Annotated in this window: 25 protein-coding genes and 3 tRNA genes; 13 read left to right on the top strand and 15 right to left on the bottom strand. The window is 60.3% G+C overall.

Going from position 1 to position 25,868, the window contains the following annotated elements:
* The first annotated feature begins 3 nt into the window (after positions 1–3).
* The 3 genes from DDE76_RS08240 to DDE76_RS08230 all read left to right on the top strand — a co-directional run bounded on the left by DDE76_RS08240 (position 4) and on the right by DDE76_RS08230 (position 3,550).
* The gene (locus DDE76_RS08240; protein ID WP_104894520.1) at positions 4–1,146 is read left to right on the top strand and encodes a Gfo/Idh/MocA family protein; all 1,143 of its coding nucleotides are present in this window, start codon (positions 4–6) and stop codon (positions 1,144–1,146) included.
* 170 nt (positions 1,147–1,316) lie between these two features.
* Complete coding sequence (locus DDE76_RS08235) at positions 1,317–2,375, top strand: sugar phosphate isomerase/epimerase family protein (protein ID WP_104894519.1); 1,059 nt, start codon at positions 1,317–1,319, stop codon at positions 2,373–2,375.
* Between the two features lie 23 nt (positions 2,376–2,398).
* On the top strand, positions 2,399–3,550 hold the full coding sequence (locus DDE76_RS08230) for a Gfo/Idh/MocA family protein (protein WP_104894518.1): 1,152 nt from the start codon (positions 2,399–2,401) through the stop codon (positions 3,548–3,550).
* Between the two features lie 52 nt (positions 3,551–3,602).
* On the opposite strand, the gene DDE76_RS08225 is transcribed toward DDE76_RS08230, so the two are convergent.
* From DDE76_RS08225 to DDE76_RS08215, 3 genes are all read right to left on the bottom strand, one after another.
* Positions 3,603–4,469 carry a TraB/GumN family protein gene (locus tag DDE76_RS08225; RefSeq protein ID WP_104894517.1) on the bottom strand — a complete coding sequence of 289 codons (867 nt, stop codon included), beginning with the start codon at positions 4,467–4,469 and terminating at the stop codon, positions 3,603–3,605.
* Positions 4,470–4,572: 103 nt separating this feature from the next.
* Entirely contained in the window at positions 4,573–4,878 is a 306-nt protein-coding gene (locus tag DDE76_RS08220) for an ETC complex I subunit (protein WP_104894516.1), read from the bottom strand.
* 28 nt (positions 4,879–4,906) lie between these two features.
* Positions 4,907–4,983 (bottom strand) — tRNA-Pro (locus DDE76_RS08215).
* Between the two features lie 104 nt (positions 4,984–5,087).
* Here DDE76_RS08215 and DDE76_RS08210 point away from each other — a divergent pair.
* Positions 5,088–5,825: a phosphatase PAP2 family protein gene (locus DDE76_RS08210; protein WP_104894515.1), complete on the top strand. Its 738-nt coding sequence runs from the start codon at positions 5,088–5,090 to the stop codon at positions 5,823–5,825.
* Here the strand turns inward: DDE76_RS08210 and metC are convergent.
* A complete protein-coding gene (metC, locus tag DDE76_RS08205; protein ID WP_104894514.1) occupies positions 5,807–6,994 on the bottom strand; it encodes a cystathionine beta-lyase in 1,188 nt (395 codons plus the stop codon). The genes DDE76_RS08210 and metC overlap by 19 nt on opposite strands.
* Positions 6,995–7,214: 220 nt before the next feature.
* Between metC and DDE76_RS08200 the strand changes: the two genes are divergently transcribed.
* The 5 genes from DDE76_RS08200 to DDE76_RS08180 all read left to right on the top strand — a co-directional run bounded on the left by DDE76_RS08200 (position 7,215) and on the right by DDE76_RS08180 (position 13,032).
* Positions 7,215–8,231, top strand: coding sequence for an amino acid ABC transporter substrate-binding protein (locus DDE76_RS08200; protein ID WP_104894513.1), 1,017 nt, complete (start codon positions 7,215–7,217; stop codon positions 8,229–8,231).
* A gap of 177 nt (positions 8,232–8,408) precedes the next feature.
* Positions 8,409–9,944 (top strand): amino acid ABC transporter permease, encoded by a 1,536-nt coding sequence (locus DDE76_RS08195; protein ID WP_104894512.1) that lies wholly within the window; start codon positions 8,409–8,411, stop codon positions 9,942–9,944.
* A gap of 10 nt (positions 9,945–9,954) precedes the next feature.
* On the top strand, positions 9,955–11,091 hold the full coding sequence (locus tag DDE76_RS08190; protein WP_104894511.1) for an amino acid ABC transporter permease: 1,137 nt from the start codon (positions 9,955–9,957) through the stop codon (positions 11,089–11,091).
* Between the two features lie 5 nt (positions 11,092–11,096).
* The gene (locus DDE76_RS08185) at positions 11,097–11,900 is read left to right on the top strand and encodes an amino acid ABC transporter ATP-binding protein (protein ID WP_104894510.1); all 804 of its coding nucleotides are present in this window, start codon (positions 11,097–11,099) and stop codon (positions 11,898–11,900) included.
* Positions 11,901–12,006: 106 nt separating this feature from the next.
* Positions 12,007–13,032 (top strand): transporter substrate-binding domain-containing protein, encoded by a 1,026-nt coding sequence (locus tag DDE76_RS08180; protein ID WP_157955713.1) that lies wholly within the window; start codon positions 12,007–12,009, stop codon positions 13,030–13,032.
* Positions 13,033–13,046: 14 nt separating this feature from the next.
* On the opposite strand, the gene DDE76_RS08175 is transcribed toward DDE76_RS08180, so the two are convergent.
* The 10 genes from DDE76_RS08175 to DDE76_RS08130 all read right to left on the bottom strand — a co-directional run bounded on the left by DDE76_RS08175 (position 13,047) and on the right by DDE76_RS08130 (position 21,905).
* Positions 13,047–13,760, bottom strand: a complete 714-nt coding sequence (locus DDE76_RS08175; RefSeq protein ID WP_104894508.1) for an alanyl-tRNA editing protein — start codon at positions 13,758–13,760, stop codon at positions 13,047–13,049.
* A 9-nt stretch (positions 13,761–13,769) separates the two neighbouring features.
* Entirely contained in the window at positions 13,770–15,221 is a 1,452-nt protein-coding gene (cls, locus tag DDE76_RS08170; protein WP_245891841.1) for a cardiolipin synthase, read from the bottom strand.
* A gap of 95 nt (positions 15,222–15,316) precedes the next feature.
* Complete coding sequence (locus tag DDE76_RS08165) at positions 15,317–16,366, bottom strand: cysteine synthase A (RefSeq protein WP_104894507.1); 1,050 nt, start codon at positions 16,364–16,366, stop codon at positions 15,317–15,319.
* Positions 16,367–16,523: 157 nt separating this feature from the next.
* Positions 16,524–17,942, bottom strand: coding sequence for a cryptochrome/photolyase family protein (locus DDE76_RS08160; RefSeq protein ID WP_104894506.1), 1,419 nt, complete (start codon positions 17,940–17,942; stop codon positions 16,524–16,526).
* Positions 17,943–17,996: 54 nt separating this feature from the next.
* Positions 17,997–18,449: an SRPBCC family protein gene (locus DDE76_RS08155; protein WP_104894505.1), complete on the bottom strand. Its 453-nt coding sequence runs from the start codon at positions 18,447–18,449 to the stop codon at positions 17,997–17,999.
* Positions 18,446–19,666: an MFS transporter gene (locus DDE76_RS08150; protein ID WP_104894504.1), complete on the bottom strand. Its 1,221-nt coding sequence runs from the start codon at positions 19,664–19,666 to the stop codon at positions 18,446–18,448. The genes DDE76_RS08155 and DDE76_RS08150 overlap by 4 nt, the downstream gene beginning before the upstream one ends.
* A 100-nt stretch (positions 19,667–19,766) precedes the next feature.
* Positions 19,767–19,842: transfer RNA gene (locus DDE76_RS08145), tRNA-Asn, on the bottom strand.
* A gap of 96 nt (positions 19,843–19,938) precedes the next feature.
* On the bottom strand, positions 19,939–20,553 hold the full coding sequence (mobA, locus tag DDE76_RS08140) for a molybdenum cofactor guanylyltransferase (protein WP_157955712.1): 615 nt from the start codon (positions 20,551–20,553) through the stop codon (positions 19,939–19,941).
* Positions 20,550–21,737, bottom strand: a complete 1,188-nt coding sequence (locus tag DDE76_RS08135) for a benzoate/H(+) symporter BenE family transporter (RefSeq protein WP_245891840.1) — start codon at positions 21,735–21,737, stop codon at positions 20,550–20,552. The genes mobA and DDE76_RS08135 overlap by 4 nt, the downstream gene beginning before the upstream one ends.
* A 94-nt stretch (positions 21,738–21,831) precedes the next feature.
* Positions 21,832–21,905, bottom strand: a tRNA-Cys gene (locus DDE76_RS08130).
* A 146-nt stretch (positions 21,906–22,051) separates the two neighbouring features.
* Between DDE76_RS08130 and DDE76_RS08125 the strand changes: the two genes are divergently transcribed.
* The 4 genes from DDE76_RS08125 (at position 22,052) to DDE76_RS20025 (ending at position 25,527) form a co-directional block, all read left to right on the top strand.
* Entirely contained in the window at positions 22,052–22,264 is a 213-nt protein-coding gene (locus DDE76_RS08125) for a hypothetical protein (protein ID WP_104894502.1), read from the top strand.
* 183 nt (positions 22,265–22,447) lie between these two features.
* Positions 22,448–23,065, top strand: a complete 618-nt coding sequence (locus DDE76_RS08120; protein WP_157955711.1) for a protein-L-isoaspartate O-methyltransferase family protein — start codon at positions 22,448–22,450, stop codon at positions 23,063–23,065.
* Positions 23,066–23,191: 126 nt separating this feature from the next.
* Complete coding sequence (locus DDE76_RS08115) at positions 23,192–24,556, top strand: TolC family outer membrane protein (protein ID WP_104894500.1); 1,365 nt, start codon at positions 23,192–23,194, stop codon at positions 24,554–24,556.
* A 185-nt stretch (positions 24,557–24,741) separates the two neighbouring features.
* Positions 24,742–25,527, top strand: a complete 786-nt coding sequence (locus DDE76_RS20025) for a DUF2497 domain-containing protein (protein ID WP_104894499.1) — start codon at positions 24,742–24,744, stop codon at positions 25,525–25,527.
* Positions 25,528–25,529: 2 nt separating this feature from the next.
* Here DDE76_RS20025 and DDE76_RS08105 read toward each other — a convergent pair whose 3' ends face one another.
* Positions 25,530–25,817, bottom strand: a complete 288-nt coding sequence (locus DDE76_RS08105; RefSeq protein ID WP_104894498.1) for a hypothetical protein — start codon at positions 25,815–25,817, stop codon at positions 25,530–25,532.
* Positions 25,818–25,868: the final 51 nt, after the last annotated feature.

Below are 25,868 nucleotides of genomic sequence, written 5' to 3'. Positions count from 1 at the left end.
TCCATGACAAAGACTTATGGCGTCGGCATCATGGGTGCCGGCAATATCTCGGCGGCCTATCTGCGCCTTGCGCCCCTGTTCAAGGGGCTCGACGTGCGGGCCGTGGCCGACATCCGGCCGGAAGCCGCCAAGTTACGGGCCGAGGAGTTCGGCGTGGCAGCGCAGACACCGGACGAGCTGCTCAAGAACAGTGAGCTCGATGTGATCGTCAATCTGACGATCCCCTCGACCCACTATCAGGTGTCCAACGATATTATTTCGGCCGGCAAGCATTCCTATTCGGAAAAGCCATTCGTGCTGACTGTCGATGAGGGCCTGGCCCTTAAGAAGGCGGCCGACGAACGCGGTCTGAAGGTCGGTTCGGCTCCCGACACCTTCCTGGGTGGAGCCCATCAGCAGGCCCGCGAGATCATCGATTCGGGCAAGCTGGGCAAGATCATGAGCGGCACAACCCATGTGATGAGCCGCGGCATGGAGCATTGGCACCCCAATCCGGACTTTTTCTTCCAGCCCGGCGGCGGCCCGATCCTTGATCTCGGACCCTATTACATCACCGATCTTGTCCACCTGCTTGGCCCGGTGAAGCGTCTTTCGGCCTTCACCAACATGGCGCGGGCCGAGCGCGTCGTCAGCGCCGATGGTCCGAACAAGGGCAGCATCATCAAGGTTGGCACCCCGACCACCATTCATGGCGTGCTTGAGTTCCACTCCGGCGCCATCATCACCATCGGCGCAAGCTGGGACGTGGCGGCCCATGGCCACCACAATATCGAGCTCTACGGCACCGAAGGCTCGATCTTTGTGCCCGATCCGAACTTCTTCGGCGGGGACCTGGTCACCACGGGCATCGAAGGTACGCGGACCCCGGTCACGCCTTGGGATCATCCCTTCGGCAAGCCGAACCAGGACCTCGAAAAGGACACGCCGCGCGCCAACTACCGTTGCGCCGGCCTGGCCGACATGATGCTCTCCATCGAGAATGGCGAAACCGCTCGTTGCGGACTCGATGTCGCGTTGCATGTGGTCGAAGTGATGACAGGTCTGCTCAAGGCCGGTGAAACCGGCGAGGTTCTCACGCTGACCACCACCTGTGAGCGTCCGCGCGCACTCGGCATTGCAGAGGCGCAGGCCCTCCTGAAGGCCTGATGAACGTACTTCATTGACAGGTGCTGCACACCGGTCAACAGTATCGGCTAACATGTCAGGGCGGCGAGTGATCGCCGCCCGTCATATATGCGGGGCCGCAAAACCCGCAATGAGACGAACAGGACTGGCCCCATCCGTGCGGCTTGCGGGGCAACAAGAGGAGAGACCACATGGCGACCACCATCAAGGGCCCGGCTATTTTCCTGGCGCAGTTCGCGGGCGATGCCGCCCCTTTCGACAATCTTGACAATATTTGCAAATGGGCTGCGGGGCTCGGCTATAAGGGCGTGCAGATTCCGACCTGGGTGTCGAGCTTTATTGATCTGGAAAAAGCTGCTAGTTCAAAGACTTATGCCGACGAGGTCAAAGGCATAGTCAATAGCCATGGCCTTGAGATCACCGAGCTCTCAACCCATTTGCAGGGCCAGCTTGTCGCCGTGCATCCCGCCTATGACACCGCCTTTGACGGCTTTGCACCCGCCAGCGTGCACGGCAACCCCAAGGCCCGCCAGGAGTGGGCCGTGCAGACCATGCTCCACGCAGCCAAGGCCTCGCAAAACCTTGGTCTGACCGGCCATGCGACGTTCTCAGGCGCCCTGGCCTGGCCATACCTCTATCCCTGGCCGCAGCGTCCCGCTGGTCTTGTCGAAGAAGCCTTTGACGAACTGGCCCGTCGCTGGACGCCGATCCTCAACGCCTTCGACGATGCAGGCGTCGACGTCTGTTATGAGATCCATCCCGGCGAAGACCTGCATGATGGTGTTTCCTACGAAATGTTCCTCGAACGCGTGAACAATCACCCGCGCGCCAATCTTCTTTATGATCCGAGCCATTTCGTGCTGCAGCAGCTCGACTACCTGGACTACATCGACATCTACAAGGACCGCATCAAGGCCTTCCACGTGAAGGACGCCGAGTTCAACCCGACGGGTCGCCAGGGTGTTTATGGCGGCTTCCAGTCCTGGGTGGATCGGGCCGGGCGGTTCCGCTCCATTGGTGATGGCCAGGTCGATTTCCCGGCAATCTTTTCCAAGATGGCCGCCAACAATTTCAAGGGCTGGGCTGTGCTCGAATGGGAATGCGCCCTCAAGCATCCGGAAGATGGTGCGCGCGAAGGCGCTGAACTGATCCAGAGCTATATCATCCGTGTCACCGAAAAAGCCTTTGACGATTTTGCCAGCGGCGGTACCGATCAGGCCGCCAATCGCAAGATGCTCGGTTTGTCGTAAGCCGTCGGAGCAGGGAGAGAAAAATGGCTGAAAATGGCGCAAAGCCAATTCGTCTGGGCATGGTCGGTGGTGGTACTGGGGCCTTTATCGGCCAGGTACACCGCATCGCATCCCGCATAGATGGCGATTTCGAACTGGTCGCCGGCGCGTTGTCGTCGCGGCCCGAGGTCGCCAGGGAATCCGGCAAAAATCTTGGTCTGGCCGAGGATAGAATCTATACCTCTTATGAGGAGATGGCCAAGTCTGAGGCCGCCCGCCCCGATGGCATCCAGGCGGTTTCCATCGTCACGCCAAACCACATGCATTTCGGTCCGACCAAGGCATTTCTTGAGGCCGGAATCCACGTCATATGCGACAAGCCGATCACCTCAAGCCTGGACGACGCCCGCAAGCTGACGGACATCAAACCGGCCAATGGTGCCAAGTTCCTGCTGACACACAACTACACCGGTTACCCTCTGATCCGTCAGGCGCGCGAGCTCGTCGCGTCCGGGGCCTTGGGCAATATTCGTGTTGTTCAGGCCGAATATGCCCAGGATTGGCTCACCGAAGCGGCCGACGCAGATAACAAGCAGGCCGCCTGGCGCACTGATCCGTCGCGCTCGGGCGCTGGTGGCTGTATCGGCGATATCGGCACCCATGCCTATAATTTGCTTCGCTTTGTCACCGGCCTCAAGACGGAAGCCGTGTCGGCTGATCTGACCGCTTTCGTGCCGGGCCGCCAGTTGGACGACAACGTCCACATCATGCTGCGCTTTGAAGGTGGAGCCAAAGGCATGCTCTGGGCCAGCCAGGTTGCGGTTGGCAAGGAAAACGGCCTTCAGCTCCGCGTCTATGGTGACAAAGGTGGTCTCGAATGGAGCCAGGAGAACCCGAACTACATGTGGTTCACCGAATTCGGTAAGCCGCGGCAATTGCTGACCCGCGGTGGCTCTATTTCCGTGCCCCCGGCTGCCTCGATGAACGTGCGTATTCCTGCCGGCCATCCGGAAGGCTATCTTGAGGCCTTCGCCACGCTCTACAGCCAGTTTGCTGCCGTCATCCGTGGTGAAGGTGCTGAATTCGAGAGCCTGCTGCCCACCATGGCGGACGGTATCGAAGGCATGCAGTTCATCACCGCTTCGGTGAATTCCAGCCAGAACGACAGCAAGTGGACCCGTTTCGCGGACGTCTGACCGTCACCGCGAGCTGTAAGATCTGGCCGGCAGCTTCCGCTGCTGGCCTTTTCTATTGCAGGCGGTCGCTATAGAATCCACGCGCCTCAAGTAGCCTGACCACGCTGGCGTCGCCAGCCAAATGTGCCGCGCCGACGACCAGCAGCGCGCTTTCATTGCGCTCTAGCATGGCGGCGATCTGCTCGACCCAATCGGCGTTCCGCAAGTCGATCAGGCGCTCGACCATGCTTTGGTCGAAGCTGCCCATTTGCGCCATGAAGAGCTCGCCCAATTGCTCGGGCTGGCCATCGGCCCAGGCCCGCACCATTTCGTCAAGATCGGACTGCATGACGTCGAGCGTATCCAGGGTCCCTTCAAGCATTGCGATCTGTTCGTCGAGGCTTCCACCAGCCAGAAAGTTGAGCTGTTGTTCGGGCGTCTCGAGAAACCCCAGCCGGTTTTCGTCGAGCTCTGCTGCAAGCACGGTTTCGACGCCATATGCTGCTTCATACCCCGACTCCAGCAATGGTCCGGTCGAGAGGGTCGTGGCAGCCATCCAGGGCTTCATGGTCAGCAACGTCGCCATTGGGATGGCATACCTGCCAGCAGCCTCCCGCACGCGATCAGTAAGCTCTGCACCTATGATGTCGTTGAGCAGCCTGCCATCGCGGTTAAAGCCCAGCTCGAACGACAGCGGCGTCATGGCCATCTGTGCCTCCACGCTGAGATCTGTCTCGAAATAGACGCGCTCAGCCTTTGAGAGCACCTTGTCCAGCTTCGGGCTGCGCCAATTGGTATCCGCCCTGAGCAGATGGACAGACCCAAATATCCAGATGGAGCTGTCCTCATCGCTGATCTGCCATAGTGCGGGGGCGGCTTGACCAGGGCTGGTCGACGCCAGGAGCAGAAATGGCAAAGTCAGCAGCAGGCGGAACGGCATGATGACCCCACAAGTAAGATTTCGCCTTGTAATGCTACCGCCAAAAAGCGAAGCGCCGCAATCTCTTGCGGCGCGAAAGCGAATCAAGATCTGAACACTAGGCTCAGTGGGTCCAGGGCGTCTTGCGGTCGGCCCGGAAATTGTCGGGATAGCTCACGCGCTTCGGTGTAGGCTCATGGGCGGGCTGGACCGAATAGGGAATACCATTGCGCTTGGCGTAGGCTTCGGCCTCTTCCAGCGTTTCGAACGACAGACGAACCTGCTGGTTCATGTCGGAACTGCTGGTATAGCCCATCAGCGGATCGATACTGCGCGGCGTGGTGGCTTCGTGGACCAGAATCCATTGCTTGGACTTGCCCTTACCGGATTGCATGGCGTTGCGGGCGGGGCGATAGATTCGGGCGGTCATGCAAAGTCCTCAACACGATGCGGGCGAATGGTCGGAGTACAAAGATTCGAACTTTGGACCCCCGGTTCCCAAAACCGGTGCTCTACCAGGCTGAGCTACACTCCGACGTCGCGGCTTTCCGATACCGTGTTCGGAGGCAAAGGGCAAGGCCGCTTGATGCGCTGCCGACAAGCTTGACGAAGCATTGGCGGACAGTGGACAAGAAAGCCATGTTTGATCTGCAAAAACCTTGGCCTCTCGGCCTTGATCGCAAGACGTGGCCGTTCTTTCTGGTCGGCATGGTGGCCATTCTGGGTCTGTTGGGCAGCATAGACGTCCTCGCGTCCCGCGGCGCCATCGAGTGGCCGGACACGTGGCGTGCCCCTTTTTTCTTCATCACCGACTATGGTCTGTCGGACTGGATTCTTATTCCCAGCCTGGTTTTGATGATCCTGCTTCGGCTGGCAATGTTCCCCCTGAAAGGGACCTGGCGGCAGGCGAGCGGTGAACTGGCCGCTATTTCGTCCTTCATATTCGTTGGCGTTGCAGTGCCCGGCCTCATCACTACGGTCCTCAAGCGACTGATCGGGCGGGGCAGGCCGGAGGAGTTTGAGACCTTCGGCGCCTTCTCCTTTCAGAACGTGGTAAACGACTGGACCTTCCAGAGCTTTCCGAGCGGTCACGCCACAACTGCGATCGCGACGGCGTTCGTGGTCGGGTTTATGATGCCGCCACTATTCCCGCTGCTGTTGGCAGTTGGCATCGTCGTTTCCATTTCCCGTGTTCCGGTCGGGGCGCATTACCCCACCGACGTCTTCGCCGGGCTGATCGTAGGGATGCTGGGCGCCTATCTCGTGCGCAATTTGTTTGCCCGCAAAGGCTGGCTTTTCACGCAATTGCCTGACGGACGGATCAGCATGAAGCCGCTTGAAGGTCTGCGCCGGCTTGTTCATCGGGCCCGCGCATAGCGGTCGAGAGCGGCGCTTAGATCTGCCTTGATGTCCTCGACTCCCTCCAGACCAGTATGCACTCGGAAAAGTTGGCCTTTTTCGGTCCATGGCACGACGGTCCGCGCCTTGGTGATCGATACCGGCAGGCAGAGACTTTCGTAGCCGCCCCAGGAATACCCCATGGAGAAAATGTGCATCTGGTCAACAAATGCGGCCACTGCGGCCTTTGGAGCCGGCTTGAGCACGAAACCGAACAGGCTGCCGGAGCCCGAGAAATCCCGCTGCCAGAGCGCATGGTCTGGATGGCTCGGCAGGGCAGGGTGCAGCACTTTGACCACTTCGCCTTGCTCCTCCAGCCATTGGGCGATTTCAATGGCCCGGTGCTGATGTTCCTTCATCCGGATGGCGAGAGTGCGCAGGCCCCGCGCGACAAGGAACGCCTCGTCTCCTGAGGTGAAGAAGCCCAGTAGAGTGCGAACGCGCTCCACATCTTCCCAGGCTTCGCGGGTCGTCGAGATCGTCCCGGCGAAAGCGTCGGAATGCCCCACAAACATCTTCGTGGCCGCATGTACGACGATATCGGCCCCCAGGGACAGGGGCCGACAATAAAGCGGGCTCGCCCAACTATTGTCCACGATCAGTCGAGCCCCGCCGGCATGGGCGGCTGCGGCCAAGGCCGGGATATCCTGGATTTCGAAGGTCAGGGAGCCGGGGCTTTCGGCCAGCACCGCGCGGGTATTGGGAAGCATCAAGTCAGCAAGGCCAGACCCGATTCTGGGGTCGTAAAAGCGGACGCTCACCCCCATGCGCTCAAGGAAACCGTCTGCAAACTTGCGGCCCGGCTCGTATGCGCTGTCGCTAATCAGGATATCGTCACCCGATTTGACGCATGCCATCAGCGCAATGGTTATGGCGGCCAGTCCCGAGGGTACCAGCTTGGTGCGATACGCGCCTTCGAGCTCTGTAATCACTTGCTCGACCGATTCGGTAGTCGGGTTGCCGGCCCGCCCATAGAGATAGGCCTGCGACTGGGCGTCCAGATCTGCCAGCGTTTTGAACAGCACCGTTGATCCACGATAGACCGGAGTATTGACGAAGCCGAACTGATTGTCCGGAATCCGTCCACCATGTGTCAGGATGGTTTCGATCGAATGGTTGCTGGACTGTTCGGGAGTATTATCGGACATGGTTCGGGTATGCTCAAAAACGGTTCACGTCACGCGTCTGGCTAAAAAAGAGACAGACTTGCTGACTCAACGTGCCATCGGCCCTTGACGTTAGGGACAATAGAAGGTTGCATGCTTAGCAGCATCCAAACCGCACTCAAAGCGGTGGTGCTCTCGGGGCCGCGGGAACATTGGTCGGCCTCGAAAACACAGGGTCAGGAAACAAAAGGCAAAAATGCAAATGCAAAAAGCGCTCGTATCGATCGCAATCGCGGCCTCGCTGGGCCTCGGCGCGACGGCTGCTCAAGCCGCTACTCTCGATGACGTAAAGGCCAAGGGTTATATCCAGTGCGGTGTCACTGGTGGTGTGCCAGGCTTCTCGGCCCCCGATGCCAACAACAACTGGACCGGGCTTGAAGTCGACTTCTGCCGAGCCGTTGCGGCCGCGGTTTTCGATGATCCCGAGGCAGTTCGCTATACCCCGCTGACATCCCAGGAGCGTTTCGCCGCTCTGTCGGCGGGTGAAATCGACATTCTCTCGCGTACCACGACCTGGACCATGAGCCGCGATACCGATCTGGGCATCATGTTCGCAGGGACGATGTACTATGACGGTCAGGGCTTCATGGTGCGCAAGGCCGATGGCATTGCGTCTGCTCTGGATCTGTCCGGTGCGGCCATCTGCATCGAGTCCGGCACCACCACCGAACTCAACGCCGCCGACTACTTCGAGACCAACGGCATGGACTACTCGCCGGTGGTGTTCACCGACCAGGACGAGGTGGTTAAGGCCTTCGAAGATGGCCGTTGCGACGTCTACACCACAGACTCCTCGGCTCTGGCTGCTGAGCGCTCCAAGTTCGGCAATCCGGACGACTATGCCATTCTGCCGGAAATCATCTCCAAGGAGCCGCTTGGCCCCTCCGTCCGCCAGGGTGATGAGCAGTGGTTCTATATCAACCGCTGGACCTACTACGCGCTGCTCGAAGCTGAAGAGCTGGGCGTGACCTCGGCCAATGTCGATGAAATGCTTGGTTCCGATAATCCGGCCATCAAGCGCCTGCTCGGCGTCGAGGGTGACTTCGGCGCCCCGATCGGCCTCACCGCTGACTGGGCCTACCGCATCATCAAGCATGTTGGTAACTACGGCGAATCCTTTGCCAAGCATGTTGGTCCCGAGACCGACATTGGCCTTGAGCGCGGCCTGAACGCACTGTGGACCGATGGTGGTCTGCAGTACGCCATGCCCATCCGCTAAGGCGAAACAGTGCTGGCGCCCCTCCTGCGGGGGCGCCAGTTCGTATTGGGCAGTTTGCAAAGCGTGTTATTCCATCGGGGGCAACCCGATCGCTGGGGCGATCGGGCGTTGGCGAGTCGTCCCTGGAATAGTCCATGCCCACGCCATGCTGCCCTCTGCTAAGGGGACTTTCGCCCAATGGCCGTCCAGGACAATATCGCGGGGCCACCGCGAACAGCTTTCTACAATGATCCGGTAATTCGAGGCATTTTCTATCAGTTGGTCGTGGCCGGCCTCGTTATCGCCTTCCTCACTTGGATCATACTCAATACAGCGCAGAATCTCGCCGCACAGAACAAGTCGACCGGCTTCGGCTTCCTGTTCGAGACCTCTGGCTTCGGTATTAGTTTCACCCTTATTCCGTTCGACCGCTCCTCCTACTACTGGCAGGCCTTTGTCGTCGGACTGCTCAATACTCTGCTCGTAGCCGTCATCGGCATCATCTTTGCGACGATGCTCGGCTTTGTGCTCGGGGTTGCACGTCTGTCCTCGAACTGGCTGATCGCCCGGTGTGCGACGGTCTATGTCGAAGTGATCCGCAATATCCCGCTGCTGCTGCAGCTCTTCTTCTGGTACTTCGCCGTGCTCAAGGCCATGCCTGCGGTGCGCCAGTCTTTCGAACTACCCCTCAGCATCTTCGTCAATCAGCGCGGCATTATTGTGCCGCGGCCACTGCCCGATTTTGAGATATTCTGGGTTGCCGTAACGGCTGTGTTGGCTCTTGTTGCCGCCATTGCCATGGTCGTCTGGGCGACCCGCGTCAGAACCAAGACGGGTCACTATCCGGTCGTCGTCTCTCGGGCGTCCCGGATCGCAGGGCTGATTGTGACCTTCGGGGTCGGATATCTTGCCATCAGCCTGCTTGGAACGGTCGTTCCGGCGCTGTCCTTGGGCCCGGTGTTCCCGTTGATCGGCGCACTGGTCCTTGCGGGTATCAGCCTCTCCCCTTATGGCCGCTATGGCCGGGTTTTCATCGGGTTCGCCATCGGCTGGGCAGTGGCCAATTTCCTGCTTGGTGGCATGTTCGCCGGGCTTGGTGAAGGGATCATCGTCCTCGGCGCTGCTCTGGTCGCGCTTGGCATAGCCTGGACCATGCTGTCCGCCGATCGGCGGTCGGCGGCCACGGAAGGCAAGCTGCCCTTGGCCTTGCCTGTCCTCATCGTCATCGCTTTGCCGGCACTGGTCTACTGGGTGACCGGCGCCAGCCTGGCCTTTGAGATCCCGGTGCTGGAGCGCTTCAATTTCGCGGGCGGCCTGCAGCTTGTTCCTGAAATGGTGGCCCTGGTCCTGGGGCTGACCATCTACACGGCAGCCTTCATCGCTGAAAACGTGCGCAGCGGCATTCAAGCTGTCAGCAAAGGGCAGACCGAAGCGGCGTCTTCGCTTGGATTACGGGAAGGGGACCGGCTGCGTCTGGTCGTCGTGCCGCAGGCCATGCGGGTAATCATTCCGCCGCTCACCAGCCAGTATCTGAACCTCACCAAGAACTCGTCTCTTGGTGCAGCCATCGGATATCCCGAACTGGTCAACGTCTTCATGGGCACCACCCTTAACCAGACGGGCAAGGCCATCGAGGTGATTGCAATCACCATGCTGGTCTATCTGACCCTGTCACTGACGACGTCGGCATTCATGAACTGGTACAATGCGCGTGTCGCGCTTGTGGAACGCTAGGAGGTCCAGCATGTCATTCTCCTTCGTTCGGGAACAAATGGTTGAGCCGGCCCCCGCGCCGGTCAATACGGCCGGCCCGATTGCCTGGGCCCGCCGCAACCTCTTCGCAACGCCCAGCGACAGTCTGCTGACCATTTTGGCGATCGTGCTGCTGGTCTGGGCGATCCCGCCCATCTACGGGTTCGTCATGCCCAACTTCCTGGGCGGCGACGCCGTGCCGCCCGGCGGCACGGTTGAGCAATGCCGGGTTGAAACAGCAGGAGCATGTTGGGCTTATATCTCGGCCCGCATGACGTTCTTCATCTACGGTTTTTACCCAGCCGAAGAATATTGGCGGCCAAATCTGGTCTTTGCCCTGGGCACCTTATTGATCATCCCGCTGGCGATCCCGCGGGTCCCGTTCAAGCGGACCAATGCGATCCTGTTCTTTGTGGTCTACCCCGTGGTTTGCTTCTACCTGCTCAACGGTGGTGTACTGGGCATGCCGTCGGTGCCGACCGAACAGTGGGGTGGCCTGCTGGTGACCCTGATCATCTCGCTTGTCGGCATTATCTGTTCGATACCGATCGGCATCCTGCTGGCCCTTGGGCGGCAATCCAAACTGCCGATCATCAAGACGCTGTGCATCATGTTCATCGAACTGTGGCGCGCAGTCCCCCTGATTACGGTGCTGTTCATGGCGTCGGTAATGTTGCCGCTTTTCATGCCGCAGGGCACGACGGTCGACAAGTTATTGCGGGCGCTTGTGGGTGTAACCCTGTTCTCCTCGGCCTATCTCGCCGAGGTTGTTCGAGGTGGCCTGCAGGCGCTGCCGCGCGGACAGTATGAGGCGGCCTCGTCTTTGGGGTTGAGCTACTGGAAGTCCATGTGGTTCATCATCCTGCCGCAGGCTCTCAAACACGTCATTCCTGGCATCGTCAACAGCTTCATCGCGCTGTTCAAGGACACCTCTCTGGTATCGATCGTCGGGATTTTCGATCTGTTGAACACCGTGCAGGCGGCAAGTTCCGATATCGATTGGTCATCTCCAACCCAGGCCATTACGGGCTATCTTTTCGCCGGCATGGTTTTCTGGGTCTTCTGTTTCGCCATGTCCCGCTACTCCATCTGGATGGAGCGACGACTGGACACCGGGCATAAAGGGTAACGTCAATGAGCGACATTTCCTCCAACAGCGCCGAAGAGCGCGCCATCAATGCCAGCCAGATGAAGGTGTCCGACACCGATGTGGCAATCGACGTTGTCGGCATGCACAAATGGTATGGTGACTTCCATGTGTTGCGTGACATCGATCTCAAGGTGATGCGGGGCGAGCGTATTGTCGTCGCCGGCCCTTCCGGCTCGGGCAAGTCGACACTCATCCGCTGCATGAACCGCCTCGAAGAACATCAACAGGGGCAGATCATCGTCAACGGCACGGAGCTGACCGCTGACCTCAAGCGCATCGATGAGGTGCGGCGAGAAGTTGGCATGGTGTTCCAGCACTTCAATCTGTTCCCGCATCTGACCATCCTGCAGAACCTGACTTTGGCACCGATCTGGGTGCGAGGCATTCCACAGGCGGAAGCAGAAGCTACGGCGATGCACTATCTGGAGCGGGTCAAAATTCCGGAACAGGCGAACAAGTTCCCCGGCCAGCTTTCCGGTGGTCAGCAGCAACGCGTTGCCATTGCGCGCTCTCTTTGCATGCAGCCCAAGATCATGCTGTTCGACGAGCCGACTTCCGCACTCGACCCCGAAATGGTCAAGGAAGTGCTCGAAGTAATGATCAGCCTTGCCGAAGAAGGCATGACGATGATCTGCGTCACCCACGAAATGGGCTTTGCGCGTCAGGTCGCCAATCGTGTGATCTTTATGGATCAGGGGCAGATCATCGAGCAGAACGAGCCCGAGACCTTCTTCTCCAATCCGCAGCACGAGCGAACCAAGCTGTTCCTCAGCCAGATCCTGCACTAGACGCTGGAAGCGTTGAACGCCAAAAAACGGGGGTCAAGCCGGACAGCCGCTTGACCCCTTTGTTGCGCCGTCCAATATGCTGCTCGGGAAGTGGAAGGCCGTCCTGGTGAGCAAGCTGTTCAAGTCATTGCTGTTTCTGACTGCCCTGGTGTCGGCTGCCGCGTGGCCTGTGCCCGCTAGTGCCCAGACCCTGGACGCCGTACGCGAGCGCGGCTTTCTCATTTGCGGCTCCAGCAATCCACTTGCGGGCTTTTCCCAGCAGGACATTGATGGCCGGTGGTCCGGCTTCGATGTCGATTTGTGCCGTGCTCTGGCCGCAGCGATTTTCGGCAATCCTGACCTGATTGAATTTCGCTCCTATCGCGGCGAGGCCCGTTTTGCGCCACTTGAGACAGGGGCAGTTGATGTGTTCATGCGCAATGGTGCGTGGACGATGGGACGCGATATTCGCTACGGTGCACGCTATGTGGCGCCGGCCTTTTTCGACGGTCAGGCATTTCTCGTCCCCAACGCCATGGGCGTTGTGTCTGCATATGAGCTGGATGGTGTCAGCATCTGCGTGGCCGACAGCTATGGTGAAGTCGAAGCGCTTGACGAGTTTTTCTTCACGAACCAGACCAGCTATCGTGCGGTGGCATACGAGGAAATCGCTGATCTGGCGACCGCATACCGCAGCGGCTTGTGCCAGGCTATTTCCGCCTCCGGGCGGCAGCTTCAGGCCATTCGCCGCGAACTGCCCGATCCGGCATTGCATCGCATTCTGCCAGAGAGAATTTCCAAGGAAGTCCTAGGACCGGTCGTACGCGATCAGGATGACCAGTGGTTCCAGATTGTGCGCTGGACCATATTCGCCCTGATTGAGGCTGAAGAAGTTGGAGTAACCAGCCTCAACATCGACTCACTGTCTGCTGCCAGAACGCCGGCCGTCCGGCGCGTTCTCGGAGTCGAGGGCGACTACGGTGCCGCCCTAGACCTGCGTCCGACCTTTATGGCCGATGCCATCAGGGCTATCGGCAATTATTCCGAGCTATATGACCGCCATTTCGGACCACAGACCGGCGCAGCAATGCTCCGCGGCCAGAATGCTCTCTGGGCCAATGGCGGCCTGTTTTACGCACCGCCCATTCGCTGACCTTTGGGCTCTTCTCAGGCAAACAGCAGGCTGACGCGCCGATTCTGTTTGCCCTTCTTTTCGATCTTCCCCAAGGCTACGCGGCCGATTTCGGCCGTGCCTGCCACATGCGTACCGCCGCAGGGCTGCAAATCAACGTCTCCGATCCGCACCAGCCGCACCTTGCCCTGACCCATGGGAGGCTTGACCTTCATGGTTTTGATCAGGTCCGTTTGCGCAGCCATCTCCGCGTCACTAATCCACTCTGACGTGACGGTGTGATCGGCATCAATCATGGAATTGAGCTGCGCCTCAAATGCCGCAAGATCCGCTGGCACCTCCGGCATGTCAAAATCCAGCCGCCCCTTGTCCTCACTGATGGAGCCCCCAGTCACTGGGAAGGGAAAGACAACGGACAACAGGTGCAGGGCCGTATGCATGCGCATAAGGCGATAGCGGCGATCCCAGTTGATCTCTACCGTGACAGGTTCACCCGGCTCCGGCGGCGCGATCCCCTCGGCCATCACGTGCACGATGCGGGTCTTGTCCCCCTCGGGGTGTACGGCGGTTGCGATTTCGACCCGGCTGCCATCGCTGCGTGTAATCTGGCCGCTATCGCCGGGTTGCCCGCCCGAGGTGGCATAAAACACCGTCCGATCCAGGATAACACCACCATCGGCTGTGACCTCGACCACCTGGGCTGAAGTCGATTGCAGATAGCTATCGTCGCGGAACAGGAACTCGGTCATCAGGGACTCTCACAATACGGGGGATAGAAGGCGCGCGGCCTGCGTCGCCAGGTAAAGCGCCCAGGGGCGGCTGTTCACTTCCGAGAGTCCGACCCGGCGGCAGGATTCAAAATCCTTGGTCAGCATGGCATCGACACCGGAAATGGTTTCGGCGTCGGTAAACCACAAGGTGATCTCGAAATTGATGGCGAACGAGCGATTGTCGAAATTGACGCTACCAACCGTGGCCATTTCCTCGTCCATCAGGACCACCTTCTGGTGGAGGAATCCGTCCGTGTAGCGATAGACGGAGATGTCGTGCTGCACCATGGAATCGGCATGCGCCATGCTCGCCAGCCACACCAGGGCGTGATCCGGATTGTCCGGCAGCATGATCCTGACATCGACCCCGCGCAACCGGGCCGCGAACAGGGCGGTGCGGATGTCAGTATCCGGCACGAAATACGGACTGACAATCCAAAGCCTTTTTCGGGCGCGACCGATGAGGTCGGTAAACGCGATGGCGCATTCCTCAAGCTTGTCCGCCGGTCCGCTGCCCATCACCAATACGGATTGGTCGCCGTAGCGTCTCAGTTCCGATGGTGGCCGGTTGGGCAGACGTTCGCCCGTAGCCCATTCCCAGTCCTCCCGGAACAGCAGGGCGCACCCAAGCGCTGCCGGCCCTGAAACGCGAACATGGGTGTCTCGCCAGTGGCCAAGCTTTGGATCTTCGCCCAGATACTCGACACCGACATTGTGCCCGCCCACCCAGGCGTGGTGACCATCAGCCACCACGATCTTTCGGTGGTTGCGGTAATTGATGCGCGTCGCGCCGAACAGTCGCAGGAATTTGTGGCGCTGATTGAAGCTCGACACCTTGATGCCGGCGTCACGCAGCTCCCGGCGGAAATGCTTTGGCATGCCGGTGCTGCCGATATCGTCGTACAGCATATAGACCGCGACGCCGGACTTTGCCTTGGCGATCAGCCGCTCGGCCAGTTCCTGCCCGAGCCTGTCGTCCCGAACAATGTAGAACTGGACCAGAAGATACTCCTGGGCCGCCTCGATCCCGGCAAAGATCGAATCGAACGTTGCTTGCCCATCCACCAGCAGCTCGACATCATTGCCCTTGAGAAACGGCAATTCCGAAACCTGCACCTGCACCGGCCATTTGGCGTCTGTGTCTCCGTCGACCAGCGCAAGGTCGCGGGCCCGCAACGGCCTGTTGGCGCGTCCGTTCTGCATGCGGTCGGTCGCGTAGTCGTCGAAAAACTTCCAGCCAAAGACCAGATACAGGAGCACCGTCGGAATCGGCAGCAGCATCAGCGAGAGCAGCCAGGCAATGGAACCCTGCGAGGTGCGCGAGTTCAGGATTTCCCGCACCGCACACACGAAGGCCAGCAGATAGACGGCGCCCATGATCAGCGCCACCAGGTGCATGTCCGCCACGATGGCGCGGAGAATGTCGTCTATCCCGAACAAATTGGCCTACACGCTAGAATGGATTGGCATTCTATCAGGCAAGCCGTTGGCAGCAATGTGTCTTTCGTGAAGGTCCTGGTCTTGCCGATTGCGGATTATGCCGGATCAGGCTCTATCACGCTCGAGATGTCGATGGGCGTACGCTCTTCCATCCAGGCCGGAACCGGCAGGTTCTTGCCGCGCAAAAATTCGGGATTGAAAATCTTGCTGGCATAGCGGTTACCGTAGTCGCACAGCACCGTCACAATGGTCTTGCCCGGGCCGAGATCGCGCGCCATGTGGACGGCACCAGCAATATTGATGGCGCTCGATCCGCCCAGGCACAGGCCCTCATGCTCAAGCAGGTCGTAAATATAGGGCAGGGCTTCCGCGTCTGATATCTGGTAAGGCATATCGACCTTGAGGCCCTCCAGATTGGCCGTGATGCGACCCTGGCCAATGCCTTCCGTGATCGATCCCCCCGAAGATTTCAGCTCGCCATGGGCATAGTACTCATAGAGCGCTGCCCCTTCGGGATCGGCCAGCCCGATCTTGACGTCAGGATTGCGTGCGCGCAGCGCTTCTGCAACCCCGGCCAGCGTACCGCCCGAACCCACCGCGCAGATGAAGCCGTCGATTCGGCCATTGGTCTGCTGCCAGATTTCTGGCCCTGTGGTTTCCACATGGGCCCGGCGGTTGGAGACATTGTCGAACTGATTTGCCCAGACCGCCCCGTTTGGCAATTCCGCATTCAGCTTTTCGGCCAAGCGTCCAGACACTTTGATGTAGTTGTTCGGATTGCGATAGGGCTTGGCCGGAACCTCGATCAGCTCGGCGCCATATAGACGCAATGCGTCCTTCTTCTCTTGGCTCTGTGTTTCGGGAATGACGATCACCGATTTGAAGCCGAGCGAATTGGCCACCAGTGTCAGGCCAATGCCCGTATTGCCGGCCGTCCCTTCCACGATAGTGCCGCCAGGCTTGAGCTTCCCGGACTTGACCGCGTCATGGATGATGAACAGCGCCGCGCGATCCTTGACCGACTGGCCCGGATTCAAAAACTCCGCCTTGCCCCAGATGTCGCAGCCCGTCAGCGTTGAGACGCGGTTGAGGCGGATCAGCGGCGTATTGCCGATGGCGGAGATGAGGTCTTCGTGCTTGGCCATGAATCTATTTTCTGGGAGGAACAGAGACTTATCGTAGGGTGACGATCATGGCGCGGCAAGCGCCAAGCGCGGGATTCGGCAGCGCTTTTCCCTGAGCCCCCTTCGCAAGCAAGGCCCGGTCACGGCACGCGATCATTGGAGCATAGATTTGCGCCGGTCATGCCTCGGCGGACAGGGCCTCGAAAGCATCGAGGGCACGCCGGCGGGTCTCCTTGAGATCCACGATGGCACGCGGATAGGTTTCGTCCAGCACAATGCCGGCCTCTTCCAGCACCCCTTCCGGCGCCTGGCTCGGGTCATGGATGAACTTGCTGGGCAATGCTGCCAGTTCGGGCACCCAGCGACGCACATAGTCGCCATCCGGATCGAACCGTTCACCCTGGGTCACCGGATTGAAAATGCGGAAATAGGGGGTGGCGTCCAGGCCGCTGCCCGCAACCCACTGCCAGCTTGCCGGGTTGTTGGCGTCGTCCGCATCAACCAGGCAATCCCAGAACCAATGCTCGCCCTCGCGCCAGTCGATAAGAAGGTTCTTGGTCAGGAACGAGGCGACCAGCATGCGCACCCGGTTATGCATATAGCCGGTTTCCCAAAGCTCGCGCATCCCGGCGTCGATGATCGGGATGCCAGTCTGTCCGCCCTGCCAGACCTCGAGTTGGGCCGGCGCGTGGCGCCACTTCAGGCCGCCATATTTGGGCTGCATCGGCACATTGGAAATGTCGTCGCGGTGATAGAGCTGGTAAAAGCTGAAGTCCCGCCAAGCCAGCTCGGACAGGAATTTCTCGACCGCGGATGCGCTGTCCGGATGCGCCTGGGCAAAGGCCCATGCTGCGTGCCAGATCTGCCGAGGGCTGATCTCGCCAAACCGCAGATGCGCCGAGAGGCGTGAAGTGACCGCCTGTGCCGGGTAGTCCCGGCCCTTCGGATAGTCCTGGACACATTCTTCAAGAAACCGCTTGAGCCGTTCTTGAGCCGCCGCTTCTCCGATGTCCCAATATTGTGTCAGCTTCCCGGCCCATTCAGGCTGTCTGTATTCGACGTCGATCCGACCGGTCGAGACGGTGCTGCCGCCGTTCGCAGACCTTGGCAGTGGGCGTGCAATGTCGCGTGCCTTGAGGGCTTTCCAGAATGGCGTAAACACCGAATAGGGCCTGCCTTGCCCGGTCTCGATTTCCCAGGGTTCCAGCAAAACATTCCCGGCGTGCGACCTGACGTCCACGCCCTGCTTGCGCAGATCGCCCTTGATGGCCGCATCGGCTTCCCGCTGCCCGGGTGCATAGCGCCGGTTCCAGTGCACCGCGTCCGCCTCAACGTCACGCCGAACCCGGTTGACAACCTCGGCCGCGGGGCCGGTCTCCACCTGTAGCGCGATGCCATTGTCGGCGAGATCCTTGCCCAAAGCCAAAAGGCTCTGATGCAACCACCACCGTGCCGCACCGCCAGGCGCGCGGATTGCCTCGTCGGTCTCGTGGACATAAAGCGCAACGACGCGCTCACCAGAGCGCCGCGCTGCATCCAGCGCGGGATTGTCAGAAAGGCGCAGATCATTGCGCAGCCAGACCAGTACGGTGGACACAGCGAACCTCACTTATCTCGGGCAATACGCCAGCGATACCGATCCGGTTCAGAGCTATTCCATCAATTCGGCCAGTTCTTCGAGCGCGGCGCTCCAGGCTTCCATCGAAAAAATGCGCGTCTGCGCGTCTGCATGGGGCAGGCCGCGCTCGGTCAGCGTAATGCTGGTGCTGTCGTCCGCTATCGCCTTGAACATAATGTCCAGCACGAAGATCAACTCACTGTCTTCGTCCTCGTCCTTGTGAATCCAGGAGAGGACGAGTCGTTCGTCCTCCACATAGGTCAGCACCTCGCCGCTGACCTCATGATCCGTCTCGCCCTCATCCTCGGCAAAGGTCACAAACCGGTATTGTCCACCTTCGAATGCGTCGAACTCGGCCTCATCGGCCTCCCACTGCTCGATCAGGGCCGGATCGGTCCAGGCTGCGAACACGTCGGAGACATGCGCCGCAATGGTGCGGGTCAGCGTGATCTGGCTTTCGCTGTCGGCTTCCATGCCATTGCTCATGCTTGTGTCCTTTCCGGATGCAGTTCGGCTGTCTTGGGCAGCAATATGGTCAGAATACCAAGCGCCGGCAGGAAGGCGCAAATCTGGAACACGGCGATCATGCCGAGCCAGTCCGCCAGAGCGCCCATAACCGCGGCGCCCAGCGCCCCGATGCCGAAAGCGAAGCCGAACACGAAGCCAGCAACCATGCCAACTTTGCCCGGCACCAGTTCCTGGGCGTAGACCACCATCGCCGAAAAGGCCGATGAGAGAATGAGGCCAACCAGAATGCTCATGTTGCAGGTCCAGAACAGGTCGAGATAGGGCAGGGCCAGCGTGAAGGGCAGGGCGCCCAATATGGACACCCAGATCACCGCCAGACGGCCATAACGGTCACCCACTGGACCGCCAATAAATGTGCCCGCCGCCACCGCACCCAAAAATGCGAAGAGAAAGAATTGCGCCTCTTGGGCGGAGAGAGCGAACTTCTCGATCAGGAAGAAGGCGTAGTAGCTCTTCAGGCCCTCGATATAGATGAATTTGCTGAGCAGCAGGGCCCCGATCACCACGAAGGCTACGGTCAGGCGCTGGCGCGACAGCGCCGGCTTGCTGACCGGTACCGTCGGTCGCAAGGCCAATTGCCGCTGATGGTCGACAAACCAGCGGCCCACATGCGTCATCAACAGCAGGCCGAGCGCCGCCACGATCAGGAACCAGAAGACGCTGCCTTGGCCCATTGGCAGCAGAATCAACGCAGCGGCCAGGGGGCCGAGCGCCGTGCCCGCATTGCCGCCAACCTGAAACAGCGATTGGGCGAAGCCCAGCCGCCCGCCCGACGCCATGCGCGCCACACGCGATGCTTCGGGGTGGAAGAGTGCTGAACCAGTGCCGAGGACCACGGCGGCAAAGAACAGCAGCCAGAACCCGCTCGCCGCCGCCAGCATGGCAACGCCTGCCGCCACGATCACCATCGACAAGGCGAGCCAATAGGGCTTGGGCCTGAGGTCGCCTGACAGTCCGAAGGCCGGTTGCAGGAGGCAGGCAGTAATCTGCTGTCCGAGCGTCAAAAGGCCGATCTGCAGGTAGCTCAGGCCGTAGTTTTCCTTGAGCAAGGGATAGAGCGCCGGAAGCAGAAACTGCAGCAGGTCATTGAGGAAATGGGCGCCGCTGACGGCAAGAATTATAGATAGGGCAGCGCGCTGCGCTTCGGGCGCGGGGGCCGCGGCAATGGTGGTCATGGGAAATCGCTGGAAAGACGAAAACGCTGCCGTCCTACGCCTCGAGCACGGCAAGAGCAATCGCCCGGATACACTATTCAGTCGAATTTGGGGGAGGAAATGGCTCCGCGAGTAGGACTCGAACCTACGACCCAGCGATTAACAGTCGCTTGCTCTACCAACTGAGCTATCGCGGAACACTTCTTGCGACGCCGTCTTGGCGAAGCGAGGTCCGTGTAACCAAACCGATCCGGTTTGCCAAGCCCCAAATCTCATCTCATGTGAATATCTTGTCAGTCTGATGAACCCTGCACGCGATAAGAGAGGTCGATCAGGTCGGCAAGGGTGTTGAGATTGGCGAAGGGATCGCTGGCGTGCGTCGCCTCCCAATCGACAGAGACAGCGCCCAATTGCGCCAGAAGCGCCCTGGGGCTTGGTGCAACCGGCCCTGCGCTCGCTTGCTCAGGCAGGTCCTGCAGGTCGGCCAGCCGCCAGGCCGCATTGGTTGGATAAGCATTGCCCCGCCAGCACGCCTTCGCCGCCCGTGCCCCGTGCTCCAGCGGCTCCATCAACCGAGAGGCAAAGTCCTCAGGTAGAAACGGGGTGTCGACTGCAACCGAGAGCAGCACACTGTCCGTCGATGCTTGATGGCGCAAATGTGCCGCCGCCGCGAGAATGCCGGCCAGGGGCCCCCCAATCGGCGTGTCGAGGTCGGGCAGGGCAGTGCCGATCGCACTGGGTATAGACAGGCCAGCACCCGTGGAGATCAAAATCGCGCTTCGATCGATGCGTAACCGATTGGCAACCCTTTCCTGCAGGGATGCTCCGCCCAGGCGGATTTCTGCCTTGCGAACATGGCCCAGCCGGCTCCCGCCGCCGCCGGCCAGAATGACGAAATAGGCATTCAAAGGGTCTGCCTCTGACGCAGCAGGAGCAGCAAAAGGATTCCGCCAACCAACCCCCAGAACGGTGCCCCGACGCCGGCAACAGTTATCCCCGATGCGGTTGTTACGAAGGTCAGGATTGCCGGCAGACGCGCTTCTTCAACGGCCAGCGCTCCGGCCAGGGCGGCAGCCAGGCTGGAAAACAGCGCCAGCCCGGCCACGGCCTGAATCAGCAGTGGCGGGACAGCAGCAATGAATGCCGCGGCCAGGCTGGCGGCAAGACCCAGCACGAGATAGGTGAAACCGGCCGCGACCGGCGCCGGCCATCGCTTGTCAGGGTCAGGGTGCGCCTCCGGGCCCGCGCAGATTGCAGCAGTAATCGCCGCTAGATTGCTGGTCACCCCGCCAAATACGGCCGTTGCCGCACTGGCGATCCCGGTCACGGTGAAGAGAGGCGACGGGCGAAGCGCGTAACCATTGGCCCGCATCACGGCCAGGCCAGGCAGGTTCTGCGATGCCATCGTGACGACATAGAGCGGCAACGCAATGCGCACGATGGCGTCGATGGTGAAACTGGGTAGAACCGGCACCAGTGCCGGCCAGGCATTGCCAAACGTGCCTTCAGGCAACTGTGTTGTGGTGGCCAGAATTATGCCGGCGGCGACCACCGCCAAAGGCACTGCATAGCGCCGTGCAAATCGCAGGCTAACGGCCCAGACGACGATGACGGGCAGGGCTTGCCAGGGCATCTCGGCAACCGCGTTTAGTGGCGCAAGGCAAAGCGTCAGCAGCATGCCCGCCAGCATGGCGTTGGCGATGGCCGCTGGAATCGCAGCAATGACCTGGGCCAGCGGCTTGATGAGTCCTGTCAGGACGACAAGAGCCGCACATACAAGAAACGCTCCGGCCACGGCCGGGAAGCCACCGACCGGCTCGCCGACGGTCAGCAGAAAGGCCGCTCCTGGCGTGCTCCAGGCAAAACTCACCGGAATGCGGATGCGCCAGGCCACGACGATATTGAGAAGGCCGATGGCGATGCAGATCGAGAACAATCCGGAGCCGGCTTGCTGTGGCGAAGCGCCAGCCGCCGTGAGGGCTGCAAGGATGAGCGTGAAGGTGCTGGCATAGCCGACAATTGCTGCCAGCACGCCGGCCATGACCGGTTGGGCATAATCTGTACGGGTGATCGTTGGCGCGCCGATGGTCATGGCAGTTCCCAGGAATTGGACGCGCGGAAACTACCCGCTTGCAACGGTTCGCACCACCCAGGGCGTTCGGGTCAGCTTCGCTCATCCTTGGAAATGGAGGCCGCGTCCGGAATTGAACCGGAGTACACGGATTTGCAATCCGCTGCGTAACCACTCCGCCACGCGGCCTCTGGGCGCTGTACCTATTGGACGATAATCGCTTATGCAATAGGTTGTGTGTTGCACTGTGAATTTTCTGGCCAGCACGGCGGCGGTCGGCCTGTGCACACTATTCAAGCGTGTCCGGGTAGCCGGTCGGGACAGGCAGGCAGTCTATGCAGTTCAAGGTCACCGCGTCCTACTATGATGAAGCAAGCAAGTACCTCGTCTATACCGCGACCGGTGAACGAAACGGCGCGCGCTACACCGTCTCGTCTCGAGTCAAATGCCTCAAGGCGCCCACCACGCCGGAGCGCCTGCATATGGTTGTGCTGCTGGCCCTGACCGACCAGTTCAAGCGGCCAAGCCCCTCCGGCCGGCGCGAATAGGGCTTGTGCGGGGATCGCCTCCGCCTCGGTCTGACCGGGTCCCGCTGGCAGAACTTGAAATAAGTCACCGCGCGGGGCTGCAGACTCTTGCCTTGAAGGACGTCAGGGCATATTCACGTCCGGCATATGCGGGGCAGGAGGCCGGATTTGGCCGATACTGATTTTTCATTGGCGCGCAAAGCCATGGTCGACAGCCAGATCGCCGTAAGTTCGGTTGTGGAGCCACGCCTGTTGTCCGCGCTGCTGACGATCCCGCGCGAAGACTTTGTGCCCGAACATAGAGCCGCGCTCGCCTATAGCGATGCCCAGCACGACATTGGCCATGGCCGGAAGCTGGCCTCGCCGGTCGAATTTGCCCGCATGGCTCAACTGGCGGCCATCAATCCGGCAGACCGTGTTCTCGATGTTGCCTGCGGCACGGGCTACTCGTCGGCCGTTCTAAGCAAAATCGCCGCCTCGGTTGTCGCCTATGAAAATGATAAACACCTGGCAAGGATTGCGGTTCACAATCTGAGTCGGATTGGCGCGGCGAACGCTGCCGTTCTCACCCATGAGCAGGCGGCTCTGGATGCGGGCCCATATGACGTCATGGTCTTCGAAGGGGCGATTGGAAATGTTCAGGACACCTATCTGCAAAGGCTGGCCCCCGGTGGGCGGCTTGTGGCGGTGACCGGCGCTGGCCGCACCGGGGTCGCGACGGTTTGGATTCGCACCACAGACGGTGTTGTCTCGCGGACGCATTTCAATGCGATGCTGCCGCCGATTATGTCGAACGATGCGTCAGAAGAGTTCGTCTTTTGACGCATTATGTTGCTATCGGGTCACGCACGGGCATGAAGATGCAATTAAAGTTTGGTAGGGATGGCCTGAGTCGGTTGTACACCCCATTTGCCGCGCGTATGGGTGATTGGGTCAGGAGACGGGTTTATGAATAGTCTTGGTTTTTTGCGGGCGACTGCCTGTGCGCTTCTGCTGACCTGCTCGTCGCTGGGCGCCGCGCACGCACAATCGATCAGCCAGGCCTTGGCCGCAGCCTACGAATACGCGCCGGACCTGCAATCGGCCTTGCTCAGCGCCAAGGCTTCGTCCGAGGGAATTGTTCAGGCAAAAGCCGGCGCTCTACCGACCATTGGCGCTTCGATCAGCGGCAGCCAGAGTGCCAGCCTTGTGGGCGGCAACTGGACGAGTGGGCAATCGCTGTCGACCGGCCTGTCATACAATCAGACCATCTACGACAACAATCGTACCGCGGCTCGTGTGGAAGCGGCCCGGGCCGCCGCCGAAGTGGCCGAGTATCAGATCCGCAATACCGAGCAGAATGTTCTGCTCGAGGTCGTGCAGGCCTATATGTCGGTGTTGAGCGGCCGTGAGTTGCTGTCTCTGCGCCAGGAAAACATCAGCTTCTTCCAGGCTCAGCTGCAGTCGGCGCAAGACCGTCTCGATGTCGGCGAAGGCACCCGCATTGATGTGGCACAGGCGGAGGCTAGACTTGCGCAGGGCCAGGCCGCCTATCAGGCCGCATTAAGCACCCTGCAGACCAGCGAAGCCACCTTCCAGCGTCTGGTTGGTCAGCGTCCGCAAGGCCTGTCGACCAGCCATGGTTATGCCAATCTCATTCCACGCTCGATTGACGCCGCCATTTCCGAAGCCGAAATCGGTCATCCGGCCATTCTGTTGTCAAAGGCCAGCATCCGTTCGGCCCAGGCCAGTAGCGACGCGGCGAAAGCCGCCTTTGGCCCGACCGCGACAGTGACTGGTTCTGTCGGCACGAGCTGGACGGGCCCCTCCGGCGGCGCACAGGACGGCATTCGCGGGTCGCTTGGCTTCCAGATCAACATTCCCATCTATTCGGGTGGCGCCATCGGGTCAGGCGTACGCCAGGCCAATCTCAACCAGATCAAGTCGGAAGTGGACGCCATGGGCGCTTACGACCAGATCAGGGAGGCGGTTATCTCTGCATGGACCGGCATCCAGAGTGCCGATGCGCAGATCAGCGCCGCGCAGGCTGCCGTTACCTCCAGCAACACCGTCCTGGACGGCGTCATTCAGGAGCGTGACCTGGGCACCGCGACGACGCTGGATGTGCTGAACGCCCAGGCCGATCTGACCAGTGCACGGGAATCGCTGATCAATGCCTCCAACGGCAAGATCGTAGCGACCTTTTCTCTGCTGAGCGCCATGGGCCGGCTGACAGCGCTCGATCTTGGGCTGCCGGTCCAGATCAAGACGGCCGTGCCCTATACCCAGGCGGTCGAGGATGTCTGGCAGGAACTGCGGACGGTTGTCGAGTAAATCGCCTAAGATACTGCAAGATATTATGGCCGGGCATGTCCCGGCCTCAACTTTTCGTGGAAGACCATCACTTACAGCCTTGGGATGATTCCTAAGTCGCCCCCATGTGGTTAAGCTAATGCTTACGAATCAGGGTTGTCGGCTGCGGACGTCGACCCGGTCGGGCGCATGAGTAAGAGGCACTGATGAACAAGCCGGCACCCAAAGAACCGTCCATGGACGAGATTCTGTCGTCCATCCGACAGATCATTGCCGATGATGATGCCGCTGGTGCACCGCGCCGCCCTTCCGCGCAATCTGCGCCGCCGCCCATGCAGGCGGCGCCCGCCAAACCGTTGGGGGATCAGGATGATCGCGATCTCAGCGACATGCTGGATGACATCGAGCCCCTGGCTCTGTCGCCCTCGCAGATCGTTGAAGAGGGAGAAGATGCTGATGGCTTCAGCTTCGATTCCATTCTGGCGGACACGGAGAGCACTGAGACCGAGGCGCCCGGACTGGTCGAAGCCGAGGATGTGACTTTCGACGCCGAAGACGACCTGCCCAGTTTTGAGCCCGCGCCTGCGCGTGAGCTGCCGGCCGATCCGCCGGCCCCCGCAGCCAAGTCTGCCCCGGAACCCGCATTTCAGCCCGAGCCCGATCCAGAGCCGGCGTTTGAGCCTGAGCTTCAAGCGCCGCCAGAACCAGAGCCCGCCATGGAAGAGCCTGCGGCTCAGGCAGAGTCTCTGCCGGATCCGACTTTGACGGCCGATATGGCCGATCAATTGCTCGAGCCTGCGACGCGTGCTGCGGTCCGCGGCTCTATTGGCAAGTTGAGCGCCCTTGGCATCGGCAATCCTGGCCTGACCATCGAAGCCATGATGCGCGACATGCTGCGCCCCATGCTCAAGGAGTGGCTGGACGAGAACCTGCCAGCGGTCGTCGAGCGCATGGTGGAAAAGGAAATCGCCCGCGTGTCCCGCGGCGAGTGACCCTATGGGCATATCGGCGGTTGGACCATGTTTGTCGGCTGCTGCGGCAGACTGTCGAGCCGCCGCTGCAAGTCCAGGTCACGCAAGCGATTGTTGATTGCATCGAGTTGCATCTGAAGTCGACGTTGCTCCATGCTCGTTGCCAACTCATTTTGCAGGCAGATTAGGCGCTCACTATTGGCTCTGATTTCTGCGGCCGTGTCGCCTGCCATCGGCGGTGGGCACGCAGCCATTGCCGGCGCTGCGATCAGCCCCGCAATTATGGTTCCTAGCTTGGCGGCGTCTTTCATGGCTGATCTTGGCCTCGTGGACGAGAGCGGGGATGGGAACGAAACGCCATC

It is taken from the genome of Devosia indica (assembly GCF_003056405.1).
GTDB classification, from domain to species: domain Bacteria; phylum Pseudomonadota; class Alphaproteobacteria; order Rhizobiales; family Devosiaceae; genus Devosia; species Devosia indica.
Note: the sequence above shows the minus strand (reverse complement) of the source record. Positions and strands in the feature narration are given on the sequence as shown.

Bases quoted from the DNA above. Each gene is read 5' to 3' on its own strand.
- DDE76_RS08210 (WP_104894515.1), top strand. From the start codon at position 5,088: ATGTTTGATCTGCAAAAACCTTGGCCTCTCGGCCTTGATCGCAAGACG.
- DDE76_RS08135 (WP_245891840.1), bottom strand. From the start codon at position 21,737: ATGACCATCGGCGCGCCAACGATCACCCGTACAGATTATGCCCAACCG.
- DDE76_RS08200 (WP_104894513.1), top strand. From the start codon at position 7,215: ATGCAAAAAGCGCTCGTATCGATCGCAATCGCGGCCTCGCTGGGCCTC.
- metC (WP_104894514.1), bottom strand. From the start codon at position 6,994: ATGTCCGATAATACTCCCGAACAGTCCAGCAACCATTCGATCGAAACC.
- DDE76_RS08125 (WP_104894502.1), top strand. From the start codon at position 22,052: ATGCAGTTCAAGGTCACCGCGTCCTACTATGATGAAGCAAGCAAGTAC.
- DDE76_RS08230 (WP_104894518.1), top strand. From the start codon at position 2,399: ATGGCTGAAAATGGCGCAAAGCCAATTCGTCTGGGCATGGTCGGTGGT.
- DDE76_RS08195 (WP_104894512.1), top strand. From the start codon at position 8,409: ATGGCCGTCCAGGACAATATCGCGGGGCCACCGCGAACAGCTTTCTAC.
- DDE76_RS08190 (WP_104894511.1), top strand. From the start codon at position 9,955: ATGTCATTCTCCTTCGTTCGGGAACAAATGGTTGAGCCGGCCCCCGCG.
- DDE76_RS08115 (WP_104894500.1), top strand. From the start codon at position 23,192: ATGAATAGTCTTGGTTTTTTGCGGGCGACTGCCTGTGCGCTTCTGCTG.
- DDE76_RS08220 (WP_104894516.1), bottom strand. From the start codon at position 4,878: ATGACCGCCCGAATCTATCGCCCCGCCCGCAACGCCATGCAATCCGGT.
- DDE76_RS20025 (WP_104894499.1), top strand. From the start codon at position 24,742: ATGAACAAGCCGGCACCCAAAGAACCGTCCATGGACGAGATTCTGTCG.
- DDE76_RS08175 (WP_104894508.1), bottom strand. From the start codon at position 13,760: ATGACCGAGTTCCTGTTCCGCGACGATAGCTATCTGCAATCGACTTCA.
- DDE76_RS08235 (WP_104894519.1), top strand. From the start codon at position 1,317: ATGGCGACCACCATCAAGGGCCCGGCTATTTTCCTGGCGCAGTTCGCG.
- DDE76_RS08185 (WP_104894510.1), top strand. From the start codon at position 11,097: ATGAGCGACATTTCCTCCAACAGCGCCGAAGAGCGCGCCATCAATGCC.
- DDE76_RS08150 (WP_104894504.1), bottom strand. From the start codon at position 19,666: ATGACCACCATTGCCGCGGCCCCCGCGCCCGAAGCGCAGCGCGCTGCC.
- DDE76_RS08105 (WP_104894498.1), bottom strand. From the start codon at position 25,817: ATGAAAGACGCCGCCAAGCTAGGAACCATAATTGCGGGGCTGATCGCA.
- DDE76_RS08225 (WP_104894517.1), bottom strand. From the start codon at position 4,469: ATGCCGTTCCGCCTGCTGCTGACTTTGCCATTTCTGCTCCTGGCGTCG.
- DDE76_RS08155 (WP_104894505.1), bottom strand. From the start codon at position 18,449: ATGAGCAATGGCATGGAAGCCGACAGCGAAAGCCAGATCACGCTGACC.
- DDE76_RS08120 (WP_157955711.1), top strand. From the start codon at position 22,448: ATGGTCGACAGCCAGATCGCCGTAAGTTCGGTTGTGGAGCCACGCCTG.
- DDE76_RS08165 (WP_104894507.1), bottom strand. From the start codon at position 16,366: ATGGCCAAGCACGAAGACCTCATCTCCGCCATCGGCAATACGCCGCTG.
- DDE76_RS08240 (WP_104894520.1), top strand. From the start codon at position 4: ATGACAAAGACTTATGGCGTCGGCATCATGGGTGCCGGCAATATCTCG.